Annotated in this window: 13 protein-coding genes; 6 read left to right on the top strand and 7 right to left on the bottom strand. The window is 56.3% G+C overall.

The genetic code is table 11. The features are described from left to right. Positions 1-32: 32 nt before the first annotated feature. Positions 33-905 (top strand): alpha/beta hydrolase, encoded by an 873-nt coding sequence (locus AC6I8N_RS00850; protein ID WP_497829847.1) that lies wholly within the window; start codon positions 33-35, stop codon positions 903-905. A gap of 3 nt (positions 906-908) precedes the next feature. On the opposite strand, the gene AC6I8N_RS00845 is transcribed toward AC6I8N_RS00850, so the two are convergent. From AC6I8N_RS00845 to bcsE, 6 genes are all read right to left on the bottom strand, one after another. Next, positions 909-2417, bottom strand: coding sequence for a M16 family metallopeptidase (locus AC6I8N_RS00845; protein ID WP_497829846.1), 1509 nt, complete (start codon positions 2415-2417; stop codon positions 909-911). A gap of 244 nt (positions 2418-2661) precedes the next feature. Beyond that, positions 2662-3948 (bottom strand): dicarboxylate/amino acid:cation symporter, encoded by a 1287-nt coding sequence (locus tag AC6I8N_RS00840; protein ID WP_208724526.1) that lies wholly within the window; start codon positions 3946-3948, stop codon positions 2662-2664. Positions 3949-4181: 233 nt separating this feature from the next. Beyond that, positions 4182-6194 (bottom strand): biofilm formation regulator HmsP, encoded by a 2013-nt coding sequence (gene hmsP / locus AC6I8N_RS00835; protein WP_497830653.1) that lies wholly within the window; start codon positions 6192-6194, stop codon positions 4182-4184. A 240-nt stretch (positions 6195-6434) separates the two neighbouring features. Further along, the gene (bcsG, locus tag AC6I8N_RS00830; RefSeq protein ID WP_497829845.1) at positions 6435-8090 is read right to left on the bottom strand and encodes a cellulose biosynthesis protein BcsG; all 1656 of its coding nucleotides are present in this window, start codon (positions 8088-8090) and stop codon (positions 6435-6437) included. Next, positions 8090-8278: a cellulose biosynthesis protein BcsF gene (bcsF, locus tag AC6I8N_RS00825; RefSeq protein ID WP_021183763.1), complete on the bottom strand. Its 189-nt coding sequence runs from the start codon at positions 8276-8278 to the stop codon at positions 8090-8092. Before bcsF ends, bcsG begins: the two co-directional genes overlap by 1 nt. Next, positions 8278-9825 (bottom strand): cellulose biosynthesis protein BcsE, encoded by a 1548-nt coding sequence (bcsE, locus tag AC6I8N_RS00820; RefSeq protein ID WP_497829844.1) that lies wholly within the window; start codon positions 9823-9825, stop codon positions 8278-8280. Before bcsE ends, bcsF begins: the two co-directional genes overlap by 1 nt. Before the next feature lie 197 nt (positions 9826-10022). Here bcsE and bcsR point away from each other — a divergent pair, with 197 nt between their 5' ends. The 5 genes from bcsR to bcsC are packed head-to-tail and all read left to right on the top strand — an operon-like array spanning position 10023 to position 19351. Next, positions 10023-10217 carry a cellulose biosynthesis protein BcsR gene (gene bcsR / locus AC6I8N_RS00815; RefSeq protein ID WP_021183761.1) on the top strand — a complete coding sequence of 65 codons (195 nt, stop codon included), beginning with the start codon at positions 10023-10025 and terminating at the stop codon, positions 10215-10217. Next, positions 10217-10948, top strand: a complete 732-nt coding sequence (bcsQ, locus tag AC6I8N_RS00810; protein WP_497829843.1) for a cellulose biosynthesis protein BcsQ — start codon at positions 10217-10219, stop codon at positions 10946-10948. The genes bcsR and bcsQ overlap by 1 nt, the downstream gene beginning before the upstream one ends. After that, positions 10945-13554, top strand: coding sequence for a UDP-forming cellulose synthase catalytic subunit (gene bcsA, locus AC6I8N_RS00805; RefSeq protein ID WP_497829842.1), 2610 nt, complete (start codon positions 10945-10947; stop codon positions 13552-13554). Before bcsQ ends, bcsA begins: the two co-directional genes overlap by 4 nt. A gap of 15 nt (positions 13555-13569) precedes the next feature. Further along, positions 13570-15867 (top strand): cellulose biosynthesis cyclic di-GMP-binding regulatory protein BcsB, encoded by a 2298-nt coding sequence (bcsB, locus tag AC6I8N_RS00800; protein WP_497829841.1) that lies wholly within the window; start codon positions 13570-13572, stop codon positions 15865-15867. Then, complete coding sequence (bcsC, locus tag AC6I8N_RS00795; protein ID WP_497829840.1) at positions 15860-19351, top strand: cellulose synthase complex outer membrane protein BcsC; 3492 nt, start codon at positions 15860-15862, stop codon at positions 19349-19351. Before bcsB ends, bcsC begins: the two co-directional genes overlap by 8 nt. 200 nt (positions 19352-19551) lie before the next feature. On the opposite strand, the gene AC6I8N_RS00790 is transcribed toward bcsC, so the two are convergent. After that, complete coding sequence (locus tag AC6I8N_RS00790; protein WP_036625810.1) at positions 19552-20559, bottom strand: family 8 glycosyl hydrolase; 1008 nt, start codon at positions 20557-20559, stop codon at positions 19552-19554. Positions 20560-20565 lie beyond the last annotated feature (6 nt).

Here is a 20565-nt window from a genome sequence, read left to right as displayed (position 1 = left end):
AAACGACAACATGATTCGCTCAGGACCGATTTATGCACACAGAAATTATTAATATCTGGCCGCACGGTGATGCACCGGGCGCCAGCGACTCACGCGCACAGCCGCAGATTGTCGATCTCGCCAAAGAATATGAACCCTATGATCGTGCTGCCACCGGGGTACGCTGCCCGGAGATGGCTATCTGGCACCCCGAAAACTCCAACGGTATTACGCTATTGGTGGCTCCGGGCGGCGGTTATCAACGGGTGTTGATCGATCGCGAGGGCAGCGCACTGGCGACGTTCTTTACCTCAATGGGTTACACACTGGCGGTCATGACCTACCGTTTACCTTACGACGGTCATCACGAAGGCCCGGATGCGCCGCTAGCTGATGCGCAGCGTGCCGTGCGGGTACTGCGCGATCGGGCGCAGCGTGCGATGAACGGCAAATATATCGTGATGATGGGTTTCTCCGCCGGTGGCCATGTTGCCGCCAGCCTCGGCACGCGATTTTCTGAGAAAATCTACCCGGTGCAGGATCAGGCTGACAGCCTCTCGCCCCGACCTGACGCGATGGTGCTGATTTATCCGGTGATCAGCATGCGTGACGGGCTGGCCCATGAAAGTACCCGCACCCGGCTATTGGGTGCCTGGCCGGATCAAAAAACCATAGATGCCTATTCGCTGGAAACACGGGTGCATAACCAGATGCCGCCGACGCTGCTGATCCACGCGGCTGACGATGAAACGGTATCAATCAATAACAGCATGGTGTTCTTCAGCGCGCTGCGCGAACACAGCGTACCGGCAGAAATCCACTTTTATCAGAAAGGCGGCCACGGATTTGGCATCCGTGGCGTGGCGGATTTGCCCTTAGCCAGTTGGCCGATGCTGGTGACCGAGTGGCTGCGGGCAAAAACCTGAGGCTTATGACGATGGCGGGGCCAGCTCACTGCTGCTGGCGTTGCCGTCGTTTTTGACATCATCCGGGCTGGCTGGGGTGGCCGGTGTCTCTGGTGGTGTCATCACCTTATCCCAGCTTTCCTGCAACATTTTCACATTGGTTTCCGCTTCACCTTCCGGCTGGATCAACACCATCGTCAGTTCCTGGGTCAATTGCTGACGCAGTTCCTGATTAAGCTGATCACGCGTTAACCCGCCAAGAAATGACTGGCGCAGTTTTTGATATTGCTCCGGAGCGATATCTACCACCGCATTTTGCTGTGAACGCAGACGCTGCCCCATCAAAATATCGGTGTCGGTACGTGCGTAGGTGGCGAACAACTTGTTCAGCTCCAGCAGCTTTTGTGCCATCAGCGCGTCAAACTCATCCTGCGGCAACCCTTTATCACGCACCGCCGCCAGCTCTTTTGCTACCAGATTCATATTCTGGGGCAGTGAAGCGTTAGGGCTGTCCATATTGATGGCGCACTGGGCGCGTTGATACAGCACACGACAGTCGAAGCCCACCTGAACGCTCTGCGCTTTGCTGTCGGCCAGGGCACGCTGTACATGCCAGAACAAGGCTTCACGCGCCAGATCGCTCTGCCAGTAACGCTCCAGGTTCTGCGAATCGCGAATCGGTTGCCACGGGCTGTCCCACACCAACGACAGACGATCCTGATTTATCGCTCCATTGACCAGGTTCACCGGTTGATGCGGCAACGGCGACAGCGTCGGCATTGCCGCCGGCGATGCCCGTTTACCTTGTAGCGGCGCAAAAGCTTTGTTGATCTGCTCCGCCAGACTGCGGCTGTCAACATTGCCGACCACATATAAGGTCATGGCGTCTGGCGTGTACCACTGCTGATAAAAATTCTTCAGCTGCGCGATATCGACTGGCGCGCGTGGTTGTTCGCCAGGATCGTGCGCCAGCAGCGTTGAGCCTTTCAGGCGATAGCGCCACCAGACATCCTGGGTGTTGGGCGGCCAGGTGGCGATTGGATCGGACGCGCTCAGCGCGGTCGTCACCACCTGTTCATTCAGTGCCATCTTGCCTGCGGTCGCCGACAGCCAGTTCAGTGCTTCTTTCAGCAGCTCCGGACGGTTATTCGGCAGGCTCAGATTGTATTGGGTGAAATCATATGACGATATGGCAGGCGGCAGCGGACGATGCGGATCCATCGCCTGTTGCCATAAAGCGCGTTGCTGATTGGTATCGAGCGCGGTGTTATGCACCAACGCCAGACGCGGTAACAAATGGCTGAAGCCGGTTTGTTGTGCACTCTCCACCAGCGAACCGGTGTTAACGATCAGGCGCAGCTCTATGCGGTCACTGGGACGCTGCGGCGTTGTCAGCAATTGCCAGCTAAAACCATTGTCCAGTTTGCCTTCCTGCCAGGCGGGATCGGGCTGGAGTGTTTCGGCATGCACGCCAAAACCGGATGCTGCCAACAGCAATCCGCCAACCAAAAGCCGAATTCTGGTGCCCTGCATGTGAACCCCTATCAAACAGATCAACACTCGTTATCACGGCGCGTGCGGTCGCTCAGAGGCTGACCGATGCGGCAGTTTGCCGCCACGTTTATTCTTCAACTGACTCTTTGACCACAAGATGGCCGGGATGTCGCGCAACGAGGTGAAAAACCGGGAAAAAAATCAATGGGGTTTATTATGCAAATGCCCGCTGTGAGGGCAAGTCACAGCGGGCATTTCCCGGAAAATTAACGCAATTGTCGCTTTACAGCGAAGATTCCGGTGCGTTTTTCACCTTTTTCGCTGAAGAAAGCGTCTCATTCAACTGGCGCTCGTCCAACTGACCGACCCACTTCGCCACCACCACGGTCGCCACACCATTACCGACCAGGTTAGTCAGGGCGCGCGCTTCGGACATAAAGCGGTCAATCCCCAGAATCAGCGCCAGTCCGGCCACCGGCAGATGTCCCACCGCCGACAAGGTTGCCGCCAGCACGATAAAGCCACTGCCGGTCACACCCGCCGCACCTTTCGACGACAGCAGCAGCACCACCAACAACGTAATCTGATGGATGACGTCCATATGCGCATTGGTTGCCTGCGCAATAAATACGGCGGCCATCGTCAGGTAAATGGAGGTACCGTCAAGGTTGAACGAGTAACCGGTCGGGATCACCAGACCTACTACCGATTTCTTACAGCCAAGCCGTTCCATCTTGTCCAGCATACGCGGCAACGCAGATTCCGAAGAGGACGTGCCCAGCACGATCAGCAGTTCTTCTTTGATATACGCCACGAATTTAAAGATGTTGAAACCTGCCACGCGGGCAATCAGGCCGAGCACCACCACCACGAACAGGATACAGGTGATATAGAAACAAATAATCAACTGACCGAGTTGTACCAGCGAACCGACACCGTATTTACCAATGGTGAACGCCATCGCACCAAATGCGCCAATCGGGGCCAGACGCATAATCATATTGATGATGCCAAAGATGACTTTCGAGAAGCTTTCAATCACGTTGAAAATCAACGTGCCTTTGTCACCCAAACGATGCAGGGCAAAACCAAACAGAATCGCGAACAGCAGCACCTGCAAGATGTTGCCGCTGGCAAAGGCACCAATCACGCTATTGGGGATCACATCCAGCAGGAAGGCAACCACGCCCTGCTGTTCCGCCTGCTGTGCATACATGGCAACCGCTTTCGCATCCAGCGTGGCGGGGTCAATGTTCATGCCCGCGCCAGGCTGAATCACGTTGACCACAATCAGGCCAATAATCAGCGCGATGGTGCTGACAATTTCGAAATAGAGCAGCGCCACTGCGCCAGTCCGCCCAACTGCTTTCATGCTCTCCATGCCGGCAATACCGGTCACCACCGTACAAAAAATCACGGGGGCGATGATCATCTTGATCAGCTTGACGAAGCCATCTCCGAGCGGCTTCATCTGCGCGCCTAACTCAGGATAAAAATGGCCTAACAGAACGCCGATGCCAATGGCAACCAGCACCTGAAAGTAGAGGCTTTTAAACAGCGAGGTTTTCATAACAGGTGTCCAGTGAAGACGGATTTATCCGTCATTTATTTAATTTAATGATGTCATGCCATGTAGCGGGTCCGGGAAAGGCCCTGCCGACGTTGAGGAAAATAACATCCGGTTAACGCGATTAATATAGGCTTACATTCCTTACAAAAGTTACAAAACTCTAACTATGAACTGAAACGCTTCAGCAAGCGAGAGTTATGTAAATTCGTAAGGAAAATCAATAAATCAGGTGATTATTTGGTGGGTGATAGCTTGTCAAGCCAGCGTTGATTGAAGATGTTGAGCGGCAGTGCTTCAGCATACAGATAGCCCTGACCGATGGTAATACCGCGTGCCAACAGCCAGTCGCGCTGCTCGGCCGTTTCCACGCCTTCAGCAATAACATCCAGATGGATGATATCGGCGATGGCAGCCACGATACGCACCATAGTGTCATCATCCGGCAGCGCAGCAACAAAGCTGCGATCCATCTTTAACTTGTTGACCGGCAATGCTTTAAACTGATGCAGATAGTTCAGATTGGAGTAACCCATGCCGAAATCATCCAGTGCCACAGCGACACCCGTTTGCTGCAACATGCGCAGCAGCGCTATCGCCTGCTCGGCATCGCCAATCTTGGCGGTTTCGGTGATTTCCAGCACAAAGTTACCCGGCGTAATACGATGACGTTCCAGCAACACCTGCAAATGAGTCACCACGCTGGCATCCCGTAGCTGAACCGCCGAGATATTCACGCTCAACGGGATGTTAATTCCCTGCTTCTGCCAGGCGGCGATAATGCGACACGCTTCTTCGAACACCCAGCGGCCAATCGAAGCAATCACGCCAATCTCTTCCGCGCTGGCAATAAACTCTTCCGACAATCCCCAACTACCATCCGGCTGACGCATGCGCAGCAAGGCTTCCGCTCCCGCCAGCTCGCCGGTGGCCATATTGATTTGTGGTTGCAGATAGAGCGCGAACTCCTCATCCTGCAACCCCTGCAAAATGTCGTGTTCCTGGGTTAAGCGCTTTTGCGCCCGCTCGGTCAGTGCCGGATCGAAAAACAGGATCTGATTTTTACCCTGATGACGTGCCGACATCATCGCTGAAGTCGCACGATCAAGCTGCTCGCTGGCGGAGATTGGGGTGTCGTCATGCAGCGCCAGACCCATGCTGGCGTTGGGACGTAACTGAAGTTGTTGCAGATTGACCGGCTGATTGATACGCAACATCAGGTTGCGCGCCAGGCGCATCGCCCGGAACGGGTTGTGCGCACGCTTCAGCAGCAACGCAAAGTCACTCGGTCCGGTTTGCGCCAGCAGCGTATGATCGTCAATCGTGCTGCGAATTTTCTCCACCAACGTCAGCATCAGGGTATCGCGCTGATCGTCACTCAGTACCCCGTTGGCTTCCTGCAATGTATCAATGCGAATCACCATCACCCCCCAGGGGTCAGGGCGATGCCGGTGATGGATATGTTGATCAAGCAGAGCCAGAAACAACGTACGATTTGGCAAATCAGTAACAGCAAAATGGGTGGTCAGTCGGCTCATCTCATCATGAATTGACTCCAGCACCTGCTGATTACGGTTATAGCTGCGGATCAACATGCCAATTTCATCATCGCGATGATTTTCCGGCAGCGTGAGTTTATGCGTCAGAATGGCCTGCGGTGGCAATTCCTGCAAATCACGCGAGATATTACGTAGCGGATGGACCACCAGCCGGTTAATACACCAGCTAATCGACACCGACAAAATCAGCGCCAGCAATAAATAGGTGGTAATCATGGTTGAAAGCGTACTCAGGATAAACTGATACACCCTTGATGAATCCGCCTGAAGGACCAGATAAGCAATCGGTTTTGGCAGCCCGGTTCGCTCAACAGAATAAAGCGGTAAGGTAATTTGCACCGGTAGCTCAAATAAACGCGCCACCAGCACCGGCACCGGCTTCTCTACCTCAAAATCGGCATGCAGTGCCTGGAATGCATTGGGTAACACCACATCCGCACGCGACAAAATACCGGCGGGCTTGAGGGTGTTAAGGATATGTTCTGCCTGAGGAATATCGGCTTTCAGGACCGCTTCAGACAGCGGCTGACGCACGGTATGCGCCACATTTTCCATTTGTTGGGCGTAGTCAATCCTGCGCTGCTGCACAAAATGAAATAACTGAATGACGATAAAAATACAGATGGTAACTAACGCCACGGTGGAGACTGTGGCCATCTGCTTTATCGTTAAGGAACGACTGACGCGCAACAAAATCTCTCCTGGCAACTCTAAGCCGTGTTATCAGACAGGAAAATGCGCAGCAAGTATATCCCAGATCACGGTTTTTTTTCGCCGGGAGAAAGTCGCAAAATCGGGGTTCGCGTGGTATCAAACGACGTTATTCGGATAAATACACATCCGTAGCGACGCGATTTATCGCGTGGGTTTTGCTTCACGCGACCAAAACATTGCGCGATAAATCGCGCCGCTACGGTGTCAGGCCATTATTTATTGCGGATACGCCACCCAATCACCGCCGTTCAGGCGAATCCACGGCTTGCCCTGATACATCATCACCACCGCATTATCATTCTCCGACACCACTGGCGTTTGCGGCAGATTATCGGTCAACGCGGACATATTCACATTCGGCGCGTTGAACACCTGGCCATCCACCACACGGGAAATGATCTCGGAAAGCGCCAGCATGCTGGTCGGGGTATTAATTGTCAGTGGCTGGCCCTGATGCGGTGCCTTCATACCGATAAAGCTGATGCCCACCGGCACATGGGTAATAGACGGACTGGGGATATCGCGCAGACCTGACATCTGCATCTTATCGCCCTGCAATGCCGCACCATGCTCCGGCACCACCACCACCATCACGCGACGGCCCGATTTCTCCAGATTGGTCAGGAAAGTATCGAGCTGGTCAAACAGCATTTTAGCGCGCGGTTGCCAGGCGGCCGTGCGCGTACTGCCCAGTTCACGGACGCCATCATGCAACGGAATCAGGTTATAGAAAGTGGCGCTGCGTGCATCGTTACTTTTGCTGCGGTCATCCAGCCAGCGCTGCAATAGCTGACCATCATTGTAGATTGGCGAGCTGTCAAACGAGGTCAGTTCTGGCGCGATACCCGCCTGCGACATTAACGGAGCCTGGATATTCCCGTCCTCGCGCATCTCTTTCAGATAGTTGCCGAAGACACCGTTGTGATCCATCACCAGCTCCTGCTTAAAGCCCAGCTTCGCAAGATTATCAAACAGATAGCATCGCTGATCGGCGGGTTTATACAGATCGCTGTGCGAGGTCTGCCCGCAGCTGGCACGCAACAGGCGAATCCCTGCCGGGCCACTGTAACCGGTGGCCGAATTGTAGTTATCCAGCATGATATCGAAGTGGTGCCACAACGGATGATTCCGCAGCTGTGCCACATCCAGATCCGACCAGGAGAGCGAACAAATATTCAGCACCAGAATATCGAACGGCTGCGAATCGCCGGGCAGGCTATCCGGGAAATGGGTCACGCGCTGCCGCTCACTGTCATAAAAACGGTTAAGCCACGCAGTGAGGTTGGCACTGGTGGGTGCAGCAGATTGATCGAGCGCATCGGGCGTTTTACCGACCACAGCCGGTTGATCATTCAACACCACTTCCGGCGTCGCAGCTTTGCCCGGCAGCAAATTAAAGGATGGCCCGGCGAGGGTAACGATGTTCAGCCAAATCAACAGCAGCGACACCAGCACCGTAATGCGAATCCATTGCGCGACAAACAGATACAGCACCAACAGCACAAAGGCGGCGCCGATCATCTCCCAGTTGATAAAGCGATCGAGCAGGTCCAACAGGTAAGCGGTCGAAAACCCCGCAACCTGATCGCCCTGACTGAGAATCGAGCTAAGACCAGGTAGCCAGGTGTCGTGCCAGAACAGACCAAAGCCAATCGGCAGTGACACCCAGTTACGCAGCCGATGCCAGCGCTGCGAGGGTAGCGGGAACAGCAGCCAGGCAAGAAACACCAGATTGCTCAGGGCGTGAAAGTTCAGGTAGCCATACCACAGCAACCCGAACTTCAGCAGAAAATAGAAGTTCCAGCCGCCAAGTCCACGCCACCAGGAGCCGTGCAGCGACCAGCCGCTTGCCGAAGATTTTTTATCGCTCATTACGGTTTTCTATCCGTTTTCGTCGTATTCCGTTGCCAGACTCCCTCGGACTTCAGCGCACGAGCCGGAAGCAGGCGCATCAGCAGGCTGTTGCTACTACGCGGCAGCCAGCGCACCAACAGGGATTTGAGAAATAGCAGAATCAGTAGCAGCAGGATGATGACCTGCACCCAATCCATTAGTGTCATCAGGACTGCGCTCCATCAATATTCAGGGTAATCGGCTGAGGAAGCGGTGCCGCGCGTTCATGCGACACCGGGTCTGGCGCTGTTGCAGCCAGGGTCACCGGCTCCACCGGCAGATCCTGGTGCGTCACCGGTGTCAGCTGACTGATTTTATTCACTTCCGATACGATTTGGTTGTCTTCGAACCACACCATGCGATTGCTGAACAACTCGTCATGCGGCAGCGAGAAAATGGATTTCAACGCAATGTCCAAATCGTTAAAACGGCATGAGGAGAGGAACAGGTAGAGACGATCATCCAACTGCGTCACCAGGTCACCGAAACGGCGCGGTTTACACAACGTCAACACCTGTTCCGGCTTCAGCTGCGGCACCGGGCGCAGCGCGACCATCAAACCTTTATCGTTTTCCGGTAACAGCGTGTTTTTCATCAGCTTCTGTACCGCGCCACAAAACGCATTCAATGGCAGAAAACCGCGCTGCTGCAACGGCTGTAAAGCCTGCATCAACGCAGGCAAGTCAGCGGGCACATGACGGGTAAACTGCTGCCCCTGAATCCCTTCCAGCGTGGTAAGGAAGCGCGACAAAGTTGCCGCCGTGGGCACAATTGCATTGATGCCGCAGGCCAGCAGCAGGCGCTCATCGCTGTATCGCAAGCTGGTATTCATCTCGCGTACGACAATCTTCAGCGCGTTACCACGCGAGCGTCGCAGGCTATGGACCATTTTTGCCAGGGCGTTGATATCATGGTTATTTGCCAGGCTAAAGATCACCGTCGCGGCGTTGGCCTGTTGCGCGCGCGAGTAAACCCCATCATTGTCGCTAAACAATTGCCACTGCGCGGAAAAAGGTGGAGCGCCTTCCAGCACGCCCTGCTCGGCAAGAAATTGATTCTCATCGTTCAGGCTGAGCGGAATATTTTGTTCCTCTTCGCTGGCAGCAATAAACTGATTTTCGATGTAATTCAGGCGAATCGCGCGATCCGCTAACAGTTGGTCAGCGGAATACCACCAGTTAATGCGATATTGCCAGCTATCCTGTTGATAATCTAAATGAGCGACACCATCAATCTGGCGAAAATAACGCTGGAGATAATTCCGCAGGTTAATTATTGATGTACCAGAAGTTATCATCAGCAGCGTCATGTTTTTTTCAATTAACTGACGACGCATGCGCTTCAGCCAAATCGCCAGTTCTTCCTGCGATAATTTAACCCAATGTGCGGCGTTGCTATAAAACAACACCAGACCGCTTCGCTTATTCATTACACGCGCAAAATCTCCTTGCAGTTGTTGCAGGGAGAGTTTATTGGCCGGCAACGAAAATAAAGGAATACGCGCCGGGCCACCGGGTGGATCGGGCGTCAGCAATGCCTGCGGTTTTTCGTCTGAGCTAATCAGTGTGGCAGCCTGTTGCTGGCTTATCACCTGACGCAGAAACGATCGCGCATCCTCCTGCCGCTGGCAGGTGATCCAGTAAAGTCCGGGCGTTTGCAGTGTAATTAATTCCTGTTGAACCTGTTGCAGGCCGAGCGCATAGTGATTTTTCATATTAGATTCGCGATCTGTACAATCCAGGCTAGTTTATTATAGACGGCGACGATTGGAACTGCTGAAATAAAAAAACGTTGAACTAACTCAAAACGCATTGATCTGTGCGGGTGTTTATCGTTTTCGCCAACGTTAAACTTATATCAATAAATATAATCGTAACTCTTCGATTGTCGTTTTTAGCTGGCAAAAAAGTAATGAAAACAGAAAATGCCTTTTCGCTGGTATCGCGAACCCGTGAAGAACAAGATGACATTAATACCTTAAGTGAGGCCTTTTCATTGCAGGCGTTTCACTACATTGATATTGCCCGGGAAGAGCGCCTGAATACCCTTTTGTCGCACTGGCCGCTTTTGCAGGAATTATCCGCCACTCAGGAGTCTGAACACTAATGCCGGTGATAGCTCTTCAGGGACTGCGCGGCGGCTGTGGCGCCACTGCGCTCTGCGCGGCGCTTGGCTGGGCACTGAACGCGCTACAGGAATCGGTGCTGGTGCTCGATCTTTCCCCTGCGAATCAACTGGCTACCCACTTCAACTTGCCAGTAAATCATGACGCCGGATGGATGCCCGCCCTGCTCAATCAGCAGCCCTGGCAACAGACTGCACAGCGCTACCGCCCGGGGTTAGATTTCTTACCTTTTGGCGCAACAACCCATCAGCAGACATTAAGTATTCGCAGCTTCGACGAAAAATTTGCTGAACCGTTGCTTAATGCTTTCGCTACGCTCAAATCTCAGTACAGCTGGTTGTTGTTGGATTTACCGGCAGACGTGTCTCCCTGGCACCTGCCGTTCCTGCACAGCGCAGACCAGGTGCTTCAGATACTCACCCCTGATGCCAACTGTCAGCTGCGTCTGCATCACCCGCGTTTTCTGCCGCACACGTTGTTTTTGATCAACCAGTTCAATGCCAACAGCAAGCTACAGCAGGATTTGCATCAACTGTGGATTAGCTCACTGCGCAACCTGATTCCGCAGGTCATTCATCGCGATGAAGCGCTGGCGGAAGCGCTGATGATGAAACAACCGCTGGCTGAATATCGCCCGCACGCGCTTGCCAGTGAAGAGGTCAACACCCTGGCAAACTGGCTGTTGCTCAATGTGGCCGGGGCAGGCAAATGAATCCGCTACGCTGGCTGCTCATCCCGCAGGCGTGGCAGGCGTTGCAACAACGCGCCCGCCAGGCGCGTCGCCATGGCACACCCTGGCCGACCATCATCCTGCATTTGATGTGGTGCATCCTTGCCTGGTCACTGCTGCGACTGGAGACGCCGGGTTGGCAGCGCATCCTGCAACAACGTCATCGCTACTTCCCGCAAATCTCCCTGCAACGCCCGCGTCCACTCGATGTGCTGCGCTATGCACTGCAAAGCCTGTGGCTGTTGCTGGTCTTGCCGCTCGACGATAGCGAACGCAGCGAGCGTAAACGCTTCAATAACGCCTTTAAGCCGCTGTTCCGCTGGCGTCGACAACTCTATCAATGGTTGGGCGCGCTGCCATTGCAGTTGAAAAAACGTGGCGTCATCCGACGCAGCGAACAGCGTCTGCAACGGTTGCCACCACGCACACGCCAGTTGTTGTTTATCACCGCCGCCATTGCTGCCAGCCTGCTGGCGTTGCTGTGTATCTCACAACCCTTCGGCATCATGACGCAGTTTGTCTTCGTGCTACTGCTGTGGGGGCTGGCGATGCTGGTTCGCCGCGTACCGGGGCGGCTCTCCACCATCATGCTGATCGTGCTGTCACTCACCGTCTCCTGCCGCTATTTGTGGTGGCGCTACACCGAAACCCTCAACTGGGACGATCCGATTAGCCTCGCCTTCGGCTTGCTGCTGATTGGCGCGGAAACCTATTCGTGGACGGTGCTGGTGCTGGGCTATTTCCAGACGCTGTGGCCGCTCAACCGCCATCCACTGTCGATGCCAGAGGAGATCACCGTCTGGCCGAGCGTGGATATTCTGGTGCCCACTTATAACGAACCGCTCAGCGTGGTGAAACCGACCATCTACGCCGCGATGGGTATCGACTGGCCGCGCGATAAGCTGAATATCTATATTCTCGATGACGGCACACGCGACGAATTCCGCGAGTTTGCCGCCAGTGTCGGGGTGCAGTATGTGATGCGTCCCACGCATGAACACGCCAAAGCGGGCAATATCAACCATGCGCTGAAAACCCGTTGCCAGAGCGAATATGTGGCGATTTTCGACTGCGACCATGTACCGACGCGTTCGTTTCTGCAAATGACGATGGGCTGGTTCCTGAAGGATAAACAGCTGGCGATGTTGCAGACGCCGCATCACTTCTTCTCGCCGGATCCCTTCGAGCGCAACCTCGGCCGCTTCCGCCAGACGCCAAATGAAGGCTCACTGTTTTACGGCCTGGTGCAGGATGGCAATGACACCTGGGATGCGGCGTTTTTCTGCGGCTCCTGTGCCGTTCTGCGCCGCAATGCGCTGGATGAGATTGGCGGCATTGCGGTCGAAACCGTGACGGAAGATGCGCACACCTCATTGCGTCTGCATCGTCGCGGCTATACCTCGGCCTATATCCGCATTCCACAGGCGGCCGGTCTGGCTACTGAAAGTCTGTCGGCGCATATCGGTCAGCGCATCCGCTGGGCGCGCGGCATGGTACAGATTTTCCGACTGGATAACCCGCTGTTTGGCAAAGGCTTAAAACTGGTGCAGCGCCTGTGTTATGCCAACGCCATGCTGCATTTCCTCGCGGGGATTCCACGGCTGATTTTCCTGCTGGCACCGCTGGCATTCCTGCTATGCCACGCCTACATCATCTATGCCCCGGCACTGGCGATCGCCATTTATGTGTTGCCCCATATGCTGCACACCAGCCTGACCAACTCACGTATTCAGGGCCGCTGGCGTCACTCCTTCTGGAGTGAAGTGTATGAAACGGTGCTGGCCTGGTACATCGCCCGCCCGACCACGGTAGCGCTGTTCAATCCGCACAAAGGCAAATTCAACGTGACCGCCAAGGGTGGACTGGTCGAGAAACGCCATCTCGACTGGGTGATCACCAAGCCCTATATGTTCCTGGTGCTGCTGAATCTGGCGGGGATTGTGATGGCCTTCTGGCGCATGGCTTACGGCCCATCCAATGAAATCCTGACCATCCTGGTCAGTCTGATTTGGGTGATCTACAACATGGTCATCCTCGGTGGTGCCGTGGCGGTGTCGGTAGAGGCCCGGCAGATTCGCGAAGCGCACCGTGTCGAGATCGCCATGCCTGCCGCCATTGCACGCGAAGATGGTCATATGGTGCCCTGCACGCTGCGCGACTACTCGGACGGTGGCGTCGGTGTTGAGCTGCGCGAAGCAGATGCGTTGCAAGAGGATGAACCGGTGTGGCTGCTGCTGCGCCGCGGTCAGCAGGAGTTCAGTTTCCCCTGCCAGGTACAACGCGTCTTTGGCCGCCGCGCCGGTATCCGCCTGCATCAGCTATCCACTGAACAACACATTGAATTTATTCAGTGTACCTTTGCCCGCGCCGATACCTGGGCGCTGTGGCAGGACGGTTTCCCGGAAGATAAACCGGTACAAAGCCTCGCCGACATTATGGTACTGGGCTTTAAAGGTTACCTGCGTCTGGCGGAGTACGGCCCAACGCCGCTGCGTCGTTTATTCAGCCTGCTCACCACGCTGGTGCACTGGCTGGCCTCACTGCTGCCACAACAACCTGGCCGCGTGAAAATAGAAAACACTCATTAAGTTGATGATATGACCATGACGAAAAAACTGAGTTGGTTCACCGCCCTGCTCCTGAGCACCGCTACACTGGCTCAGGCTGCCCCGCAACCAGCTGCTCCGATTGCGCCCCAGGCGGCGGCACAAAGCCCTCTGCCAGTGGTGAGCGACCAGACACTGCCTGGTGCACCGCTGCGCGACAGCCAACTGCTGTTCAACCTGGTTGCGCCACCACCGGGTAGCATGACGTTGCGCGGCACCGGGCCGACCGGTCAGATTGAGTTTGGCGTGCGCAGTGATGAGGTGGTGACGCGCGCGCTACTCACCCTCAACTATCGTCCGTCACCGGCGTTAATCCCGACGCTGTCGCAACTCAAGGTGTATCTCAACGATGAACTGGTCAGCCTGATCACCATCACCGCCGATCAGCTCGGCAAAGAGAATCAGACCCAACTGGCGATTGATCCGCGCTTTATCACTGACTTCAACCGCGTGCGGCTGGAACTGGTCGGCCATTACGCCAACGTGTGTGAAAACCCGGCCAACAGCACCATCTGGCTGGATATCGGCAAGGAGAGCAAGCTCGACCTGACGCTGCAAAAACTGCCGCTGAAAAACGATCTGTCACACTTCCCGGAGCCTTTCTTCGACAGCCGCGACAGCCGACCGCTGCAACTGCCAATGGTGTTCAGTGCCGCACCTGACCTGCAACAACAACGTGCCGCCGCGATTCTCGCCTCGTATTTTGGCAGCAAGGCGCAGTGGCGCGGCCAGACCTTCCCGGTGCTGTATAACCAACTGCCAAAAGAACAACACGCGGTGGTATTCGCCACTAACGATCAGCGTCCTGATTTCCTGAAGGAGATGCCGCCGGTGCAAAAGCCGACGGTGATGATGGTCAGCCAGCCGGAGAATCCGTATGAGAAGATGCTGCTGATTCTCGGTCGCGACGACAAAGATTTGCTGACCGCCGTCGAAGGCATTGCCCAGGGCGAGCTGCTGCTGCGCGGTGATACCTCAACGGTGGATGACGTCAAATTACTGGCTCCGCGTAAAGCCTATGACGCGCCGAACTGGGTACGCACCGACCGACGGACCACCTTTGCCGAGCTGACGCAGTACCAAAACCAACTGCAATCCGACGGCCTGCAACCCAACCCGATCGCGCTGACGCTCAACCTGCCGCCGGATCTGTTCCTGGTACGTGCTCGCGGCATCGATATGGACCTGATTTATCGCTACACCTCGCCGATGCAGCAGGATGGATCGCGCCTGGCGGTACACCTGAATAACCAGTTTATGCAGGACTATCCGTTGATGCCGAAGGATACCGGTGGCAAGCAACTGCTGCATATCCCGCTTATTCAGGGCTTGCAGGACAGCAGCCGCCAGCTGACCATTCCGGCGCTGCGCCTTGGCGTGGTCAACCAACTGCGTTTTGACTTTGATTACGCCAACACCTTTATTGGCGGTACTGCCGATGGCCGTTGCGAAACCGTCACCGCCGTCGGCCATCATGTGGTGATTGACGATCATTCCAGCATCGATTTCTCCGGCTATCGCCACTACATCGAAATGCCATCGCTGGCCGCGTACGCCAACGCCGGTTTCCCTTATAGCCGCTACGCCGACATGGCGCAGTCGCTGGTGTTGGTACAACCAAAACCAAGCAGCAACGAAGTGACCACCTTGCTGAATGCGCTTGGCAGCATCGGTGCGCAAACTGGCTATCCGGCGTTGCGTGTGCAAATGAGCGACGACTGGAGCAAAGCCAAAAGCAGCGACGCCGATCTGCTGATGATCGGCAGCATCCCGGCCGATCTCCAGGATGACCGCAAGATCAATGCGCTGGTTGAGGCGGCCCGTAGCTGGATCAACATGCCAGCACGCCCCATCGCCGCACCTAACGTCCCGGTTTCTGCCAGCGATCGCGCTGTCGAAAGCCAGACCACCATCAGTTCACGCGGCCCGCTGGGCGTGATTGTCGGCTTCCAGTCGCCGTTCTTTGATCAACGTAGCGTGGTCGCCCTGCTGGCCGACAGCCCGCGTGGTTGGGATCTGCTCAACAACGCGATGCAGGATAGCGGCAAACGCGCGGCGATTTTCGGTTCGGCTTCGATCATTCGCGAGTCTGGTGTCTACAGCCTGCGGGTTGGCGATACCTATTTCGTCGGTCATCTGCCGTGGTGGGAGCGTCTGTGGAATATGCTGGCAACGCATCCGGTCTGGCTGGCGCTGTGTGCTGTGGTGGTAGTGCTGCTGTTTGCCCTGATGGCATGGCGTCTGATGCGTATGGTGAGCCGCCGTCGTCTGGCAGAAGAATACGACGATGAATAAAGCGCGCGCGCTGCGGTTCGGGCTGCTGCTCAGCACCACGCTGGGGATGCTGGCGGGCGCGGTCGCCGCGCCCGCCGGCCCACAGGTTTCGCCGGTCGAATGGCTACTGATGCAGATCCGCACCGGCGAGTCGACCAACAAGTATGACCTGGTGCAGCAATCGCTCTACCGGCTGGAAAAAATCGATCCTGACAACCCACAGGTGCTGGCGGCGCAAATCCGCATGGCACTGCGTCAGGGCGATCTGGCGAAGGCACAAACGTTACTGGATGAACTGAAACGTGTGGCACCGCAATCCGCCGCCGCCCATGAATCCGAAGCCGGTATGAAACTGATGTCAGCCGAAGGCCGTCAGCAGTTGCAACAAGCCCGACTGCTGGCGGCCGCGGGTCACATAGCGGAAGCGAAAGAAGCGTGGGACGCGCTGTTTCACGGCGTGTTCCCGGATGTGAACACCGAACTGGAATACTGGCAACTGGTGGCGCGTCTGCCCGGTCAGCAGCAGACGGCCTGGCGCCAATTACAGGCGCTGGAACAACGCTACCCCGGTAATATCGGCGTGGAGCTACAACTGGCGCGCATGGCCTTTGATAACAATCAGCCAGCCGCAGCACTAACGCAACTGCGCAACCTCGCCAGGCGCGATGGTGGCCGCGATGCCGCTTCAGAACTCTGGTTACAGCAGATCCAGAATCAGCCAGTCAGCGACCAGAGTGTCGCCAGCCTGCAACAATATCTCACCGTATTTACCTCTGGCGATGCACAACAACGTGGACAGGAGGAGCTGGCGCGGCAGCAAAAACTGCTGGCCGATCCGGCCTGGCGTCAGCGCATGCGCGGGCTGGCGCTGGTTGATGCCGGGGGCGGCGCAGGGGCGATTGCCTCCCTCAGCGCGGCGCTAAAAGCTACGCCTGATGATGCCGAACTGATGGGGGCGATGGGCCAGGCCCAGGCGCGCGCCAACAACCGTGCTGCGGCCATTATGTGGTTAGAAAAAGCCATCAAACACGGTCAGGCCAGCACCCAGGTGGGGAAATGGCAGTCGTTGCTGCAAACCAACCGTTACTGGCTGGCAATCAACAATGGTGATAACGCGCTGAAAAAAGGCGATCTCAATGGGGCGGAGCGTCAGTATCGCAACGCCCAGGTGATTGATAACAGCGACAGTTGGGCGCTGATCGGACTCGGCGATGTGGCGCAGGCGCGCCATAACGAAGCCCAGGCCGAACGCTACTGGCAACTGGCGCTGCGCATTGATCGTGGTAACACCACGGCGGTGCGCCGCCTGGCGGGTTTATACCAGCAACAATCCCCGGCGCGGGCGATGGCGTTTATCAACGCCTTGCCCGCCGCCCAGCAACGCGGATTAGCCGACACGCTGCGTACTCTGCGTAGCGATAGCCTGCGCGCCGAAGCTGATGCGTTAGCGGAACAGGGGCAGTGGCATCAGGCGGTGGTGAAATATCGTCAGGCGGCCCAGGATACTCCCAACGATATCTGGCTGTCGTACCGTCTGGCCGGGGCGCTACGCAACAGTGGCGAAGCCGCGCAGGGGCGCACGGTGATGGAAGCGATGGTGCGCCAGCACCCGCAGGATCCGAGTGCGTTGTATGCCTGGGCGCTGTGGCTGTCTTCCGGCGATGAGGATGACGCGGCGCTGGCGGCGCTCAATCGCCTGCCGCAGGCGCGCTGGGATGACAACATGCATGAACTGGCCGATCGGCTGAATCAGCAAAAAGTCTTTGCCCGCGCCAATGCGCTACGCGATGGCGGCAATGAAGCGGCAGCGATCGCATTGTTAAAACAACAACCCACCTCTTCACGCCGCGATATCACGCTGGCCGACTGGGCACTGGAGCGCGGCGATGCACGCACAGCGCTGGCGGGTTACCAGCAGGTGCTGCACCAGGATGCGCATAATAACGACGCCGCCCTCGGACGTATTGAAGCGTTGATTGCACTGAAACGTCCACAGGAAGCGCGTCAGGCGTTACAAAGCTTGCCGGATAGCGTGGCAGAAGAAAGTATCAACAGCGGGCGTCGGGTGGCGCTTGCCTGGCAAAACAGCGGCGACAACCTGCGGGCACAGCAGCTGTTTAACACGTTAAAAACCCGCGCCGCCCAGGAAGCGCCCTCGCAAAGCAAAGCGTTGGTGTATCGCGATGCCGCTCGGCTGGAAACCCAGTTACGCCAGCCCGCACAGGCGCAGCAGGATTACCGGCTGGCGATGGCTGCCAGCGGCATCAGCGCAACCGTGCCAGAGGATAACGACAGCTACACCTGGCTGACCCGTAATCAACCACAGGATGACTGGCTGAAGCGCGGTATTCGCAGCGATGCCGCCGATCTTTATCGCCAGCAGGACACCACCGTCACGCTGGAACAGGATTACTCGCGCGACAAGGGCACCGGTGGCCGCTCAGATTTTACTGCGCACACCACCATGTTGCAGGCGGAGACGCCGCTGGCCGATGGTCGTAGTTTTGTCCGCGTCGATCATGTGCTGGTGTCGGCGGGCACCTTTGCCACCGAAAACAACAACCACAACGATCGCTTCGGTAGTTGTAACGATGACAATTCCGGCGGCTGTAGCCGCGATTTCACCCAGCGCGATGAAGGTACGGCGATTGGCGTCGGCTGGCATAACGACCGCTGGTCTGGCGATATCGGTACCACGCCGCTCGGCTTTGAAGTCACCAACTGGGTAGGCGGTCTGAGCTGGAAAACCGATGTGGACGATATTGGCGTCACCCTGACGGCCTCCCGTCGCCCGATCTCCAGCTCGCTGCTGGCTTATGCGGGCGCACGCGATCCCGCCACTAACGGCGGCAAAACCTGGGGGGGCGTGGTCGCCACTGGCGGTTCGCTCGGGTTGAGTTATGACCAGGGGGGCGCACATGGCGTCTGGGCAGATCTCAGCGCGCATCAACTGACCGGGGAAAATGTCGCAGACAACACCCGCGAACGTATGATGGCGGGTTACTACTACAAGTTGATTAACGAGGACAACCGCCGCGCCACCGTTGGCCTGAACAGTATGCTGTGGCATTACCAGAAGGATTTAAGCGATTACACCTTCGGTCAGGGTGGCTACTACAGCCCGCAGCAATATCTGTCGTTCTCGGTGCCGGTGACATATCGCCAGCGTACCGAGAACTGGTCATTTGATCTCGGCGGCTCGGTATCCTGGTCGCATTCCAAAACCGATGCGCAGCAGCGTTATCCGGTCAATCCGGGGTTTGAACTGGCGTCGAATCCGTACTCAGACAGCAGTTCCGGCAGCGGCGTGGGTTATACCCTACAGGCGATTGTGGAGCGGCGCTTAACCCCGCATTGGTTTGTCGGGGTGGCGATGGATATTCAGCAGGCGAAAGATTACACCCCAAGCCACGGCTTGCTGTATGTGCGTTATTCGATGGCGGGCTGGAACGGTGATATGGATATGCCGCCACAACCGTTGGTTCCGTATGCGGATTTTAAATGATGGGTTCGCCTGGCAGCGGGCTGGCTCTGAGAAGGTTCAGCCCGCCAGGCATTAAGTAGTTTCAGCCGCAACGTGCAGGCAGGTCCGAGGGCGCGGCCAGGCGCCTTTTGCTCGGTCGCCGCACCGGCGAACTGAAACTACATCAGTCTGTGGCGAACGAAATCACGCCAGTGCGAACGCCAACAAAACGCCTCGCTAAATCAGCGCCTTTCCTGATATGCCATCCAGGTCAGCAACTGCAAACTGGCAGAAAAGTAGTTCTGATCCGGTGCCAGCCGGTCACTGAGATAACCCGTCTCGCTCAGCGTCAAATCCCTAATCGCCAGCAAGCCGCCGTCGAGGTTATAAGGCGCGGGCGTGTTCGCCAGCACATCAAACCACGCCGGGGTGGTTAAGCGCCCATAGGCCTGCCAGACACGCTGGTAGGGCACCAGACGCAGGCTTTGCGGATCGTACCACCAGATATTCAGTGGGATACGAATCGCGTCATAGCTAAAGCGGTTGGAATACCCGACCGCTGGCGCAACCGAACCATCCGCATTCAGCGCCACCCAATCGAGCGGCAAACCACTTTTGCCGAAATGCATATCGCCCAGCAGGTCCATGCCATCATCAATCAACTGATTCCAGACGCGCAAATGGCTGTGCTCAGCAAACTCACGCCATGCCGGGAACAGGAAATAGGACGGATTGAGTACGATAAAACTGGTTTTATTGAAACCCTGCACACCCGGCAGCATCACGGTATGCCCGGCATAGGTGATCACGTTGTGCTTCACAATCGCCCGCTGGATACGATCGGACGCCTGCTGGTAACTGGCAGAGGACCACTTCTGCGCCCCACGCTGCAAGGCCCAGGCAATCAGGACATCACCATCCGACGCGTTATTTTTGTCAGCGACGGGATCGGTCGCACCTGGGGTATAACGCCAGTAAAACAGATCGTTTTGCGGATTGCGCAGATGGGTCTGCGTCCACTGCCACAGCTTATCAAAGGTCGGGCGATCGTCATTGGCTACCGCAAGCAACATGCCGTAGCCCTGGCCTTCGGTATGGCTGACGTTGTTATTGGCGGTATCGCTGATACGACCATCGTTGCTCATAAAGCGACTTTTAAAGGTACTCCAGCCATCTGCGGCCGCCTGGGCACTAAAAAACATCACCATGAAACAGAGTATCCATTGACGCCAGAACGGCTTAACACTCATCTCAGC

This window comes from Pantoea sp. X-Soil-TKNS-1279 (assembly GCF_059730565.1).
The sequence above is the reverse complement of the archived record's forward strand: the minus strand, read 5'-3'. Positions and strand labels throughout refer to the sequence as shown.

Coding starts and splice junctions, on each gene's coding strand:
- AC6I8N_RS00850 (WP_497829847.1), top strand. CDS start 33: ATGCACACAGAAATTATTAATATCTGGCCGCACGGTGATGCACCGGGC.
- AC6I8N_RS00845 (WP_497829846.1), bottom strand. CDS start 2,417: ATGCAGGGCACCAGAATTCGGCTTTTGGTTGGCGGATTGCTGTTGGCA.
- AC6I8N_RS00840 (WP_208724526.1), bottom strand. CDS start 3,948: ATGAAAACCTCGCTGTTTAAAAGCCTCTACTTTCAGGTGCTGGTTGCC.
- bcsG (WP_497829845.1), bottom strand. CDS start 8,090: ATGAGCGATAAAAAATCTTCGGCAAGCGGCTGGTCGCTGCACGGCTCC.
- bcsF (WP_021183763.1), bottom strand. CDS start 8,278: ATGACACTAATGGATTGGGTGCAGGTCATCATCCTGCTGCTACTGATT.
- bcsE (WP_497829844.1), bottom strand. CDS start 9,825: ATGAAAAATCACTATGCGCTCGGCCTGCAACAGGTTCAACAGGAATTA.
- bcsR (WP_021183761.1), top strand. CDS start 10,023: ATGAAAACAGAAAATGCCTTTTCGCTGGTATCGCGAACCCGTGAAGAA.
- bcsQ (WP_497829843.1), top strand. CDS start 10,217: ATGCCGGTGATAGCTCTTCAGGGACTGCGCGGCGGCTGTGGCGCCACT.
- bcsA (WP_497829842.1), top strand. CDS start 10,945: ATGAATCCGCTACGCTGGCTGCTCATCCCGCAGGCGTGGCAGGCGTTG.
- bcsB (WP_497829841.1), top strand. CDS start 13,570: ATGACGAAAAAACTGAGTTGGTTCACCGCCCTGCTCCTGAGCACCGCT.
- bcsC (WP_497829840.1), top strand. CDS start 15,860: ATGAATAAAGCGCGCGCGCTGCGGTTCGGGCTGCTGCTCAGCACCACG.
- AC6I8N_RS00790 (WP_036625810.1), bottom strand. CDS start 20,559: ATGAGTGTTAAGCCGTTCTGGCGTCAATGGATACTCTGTTTCATGGTG.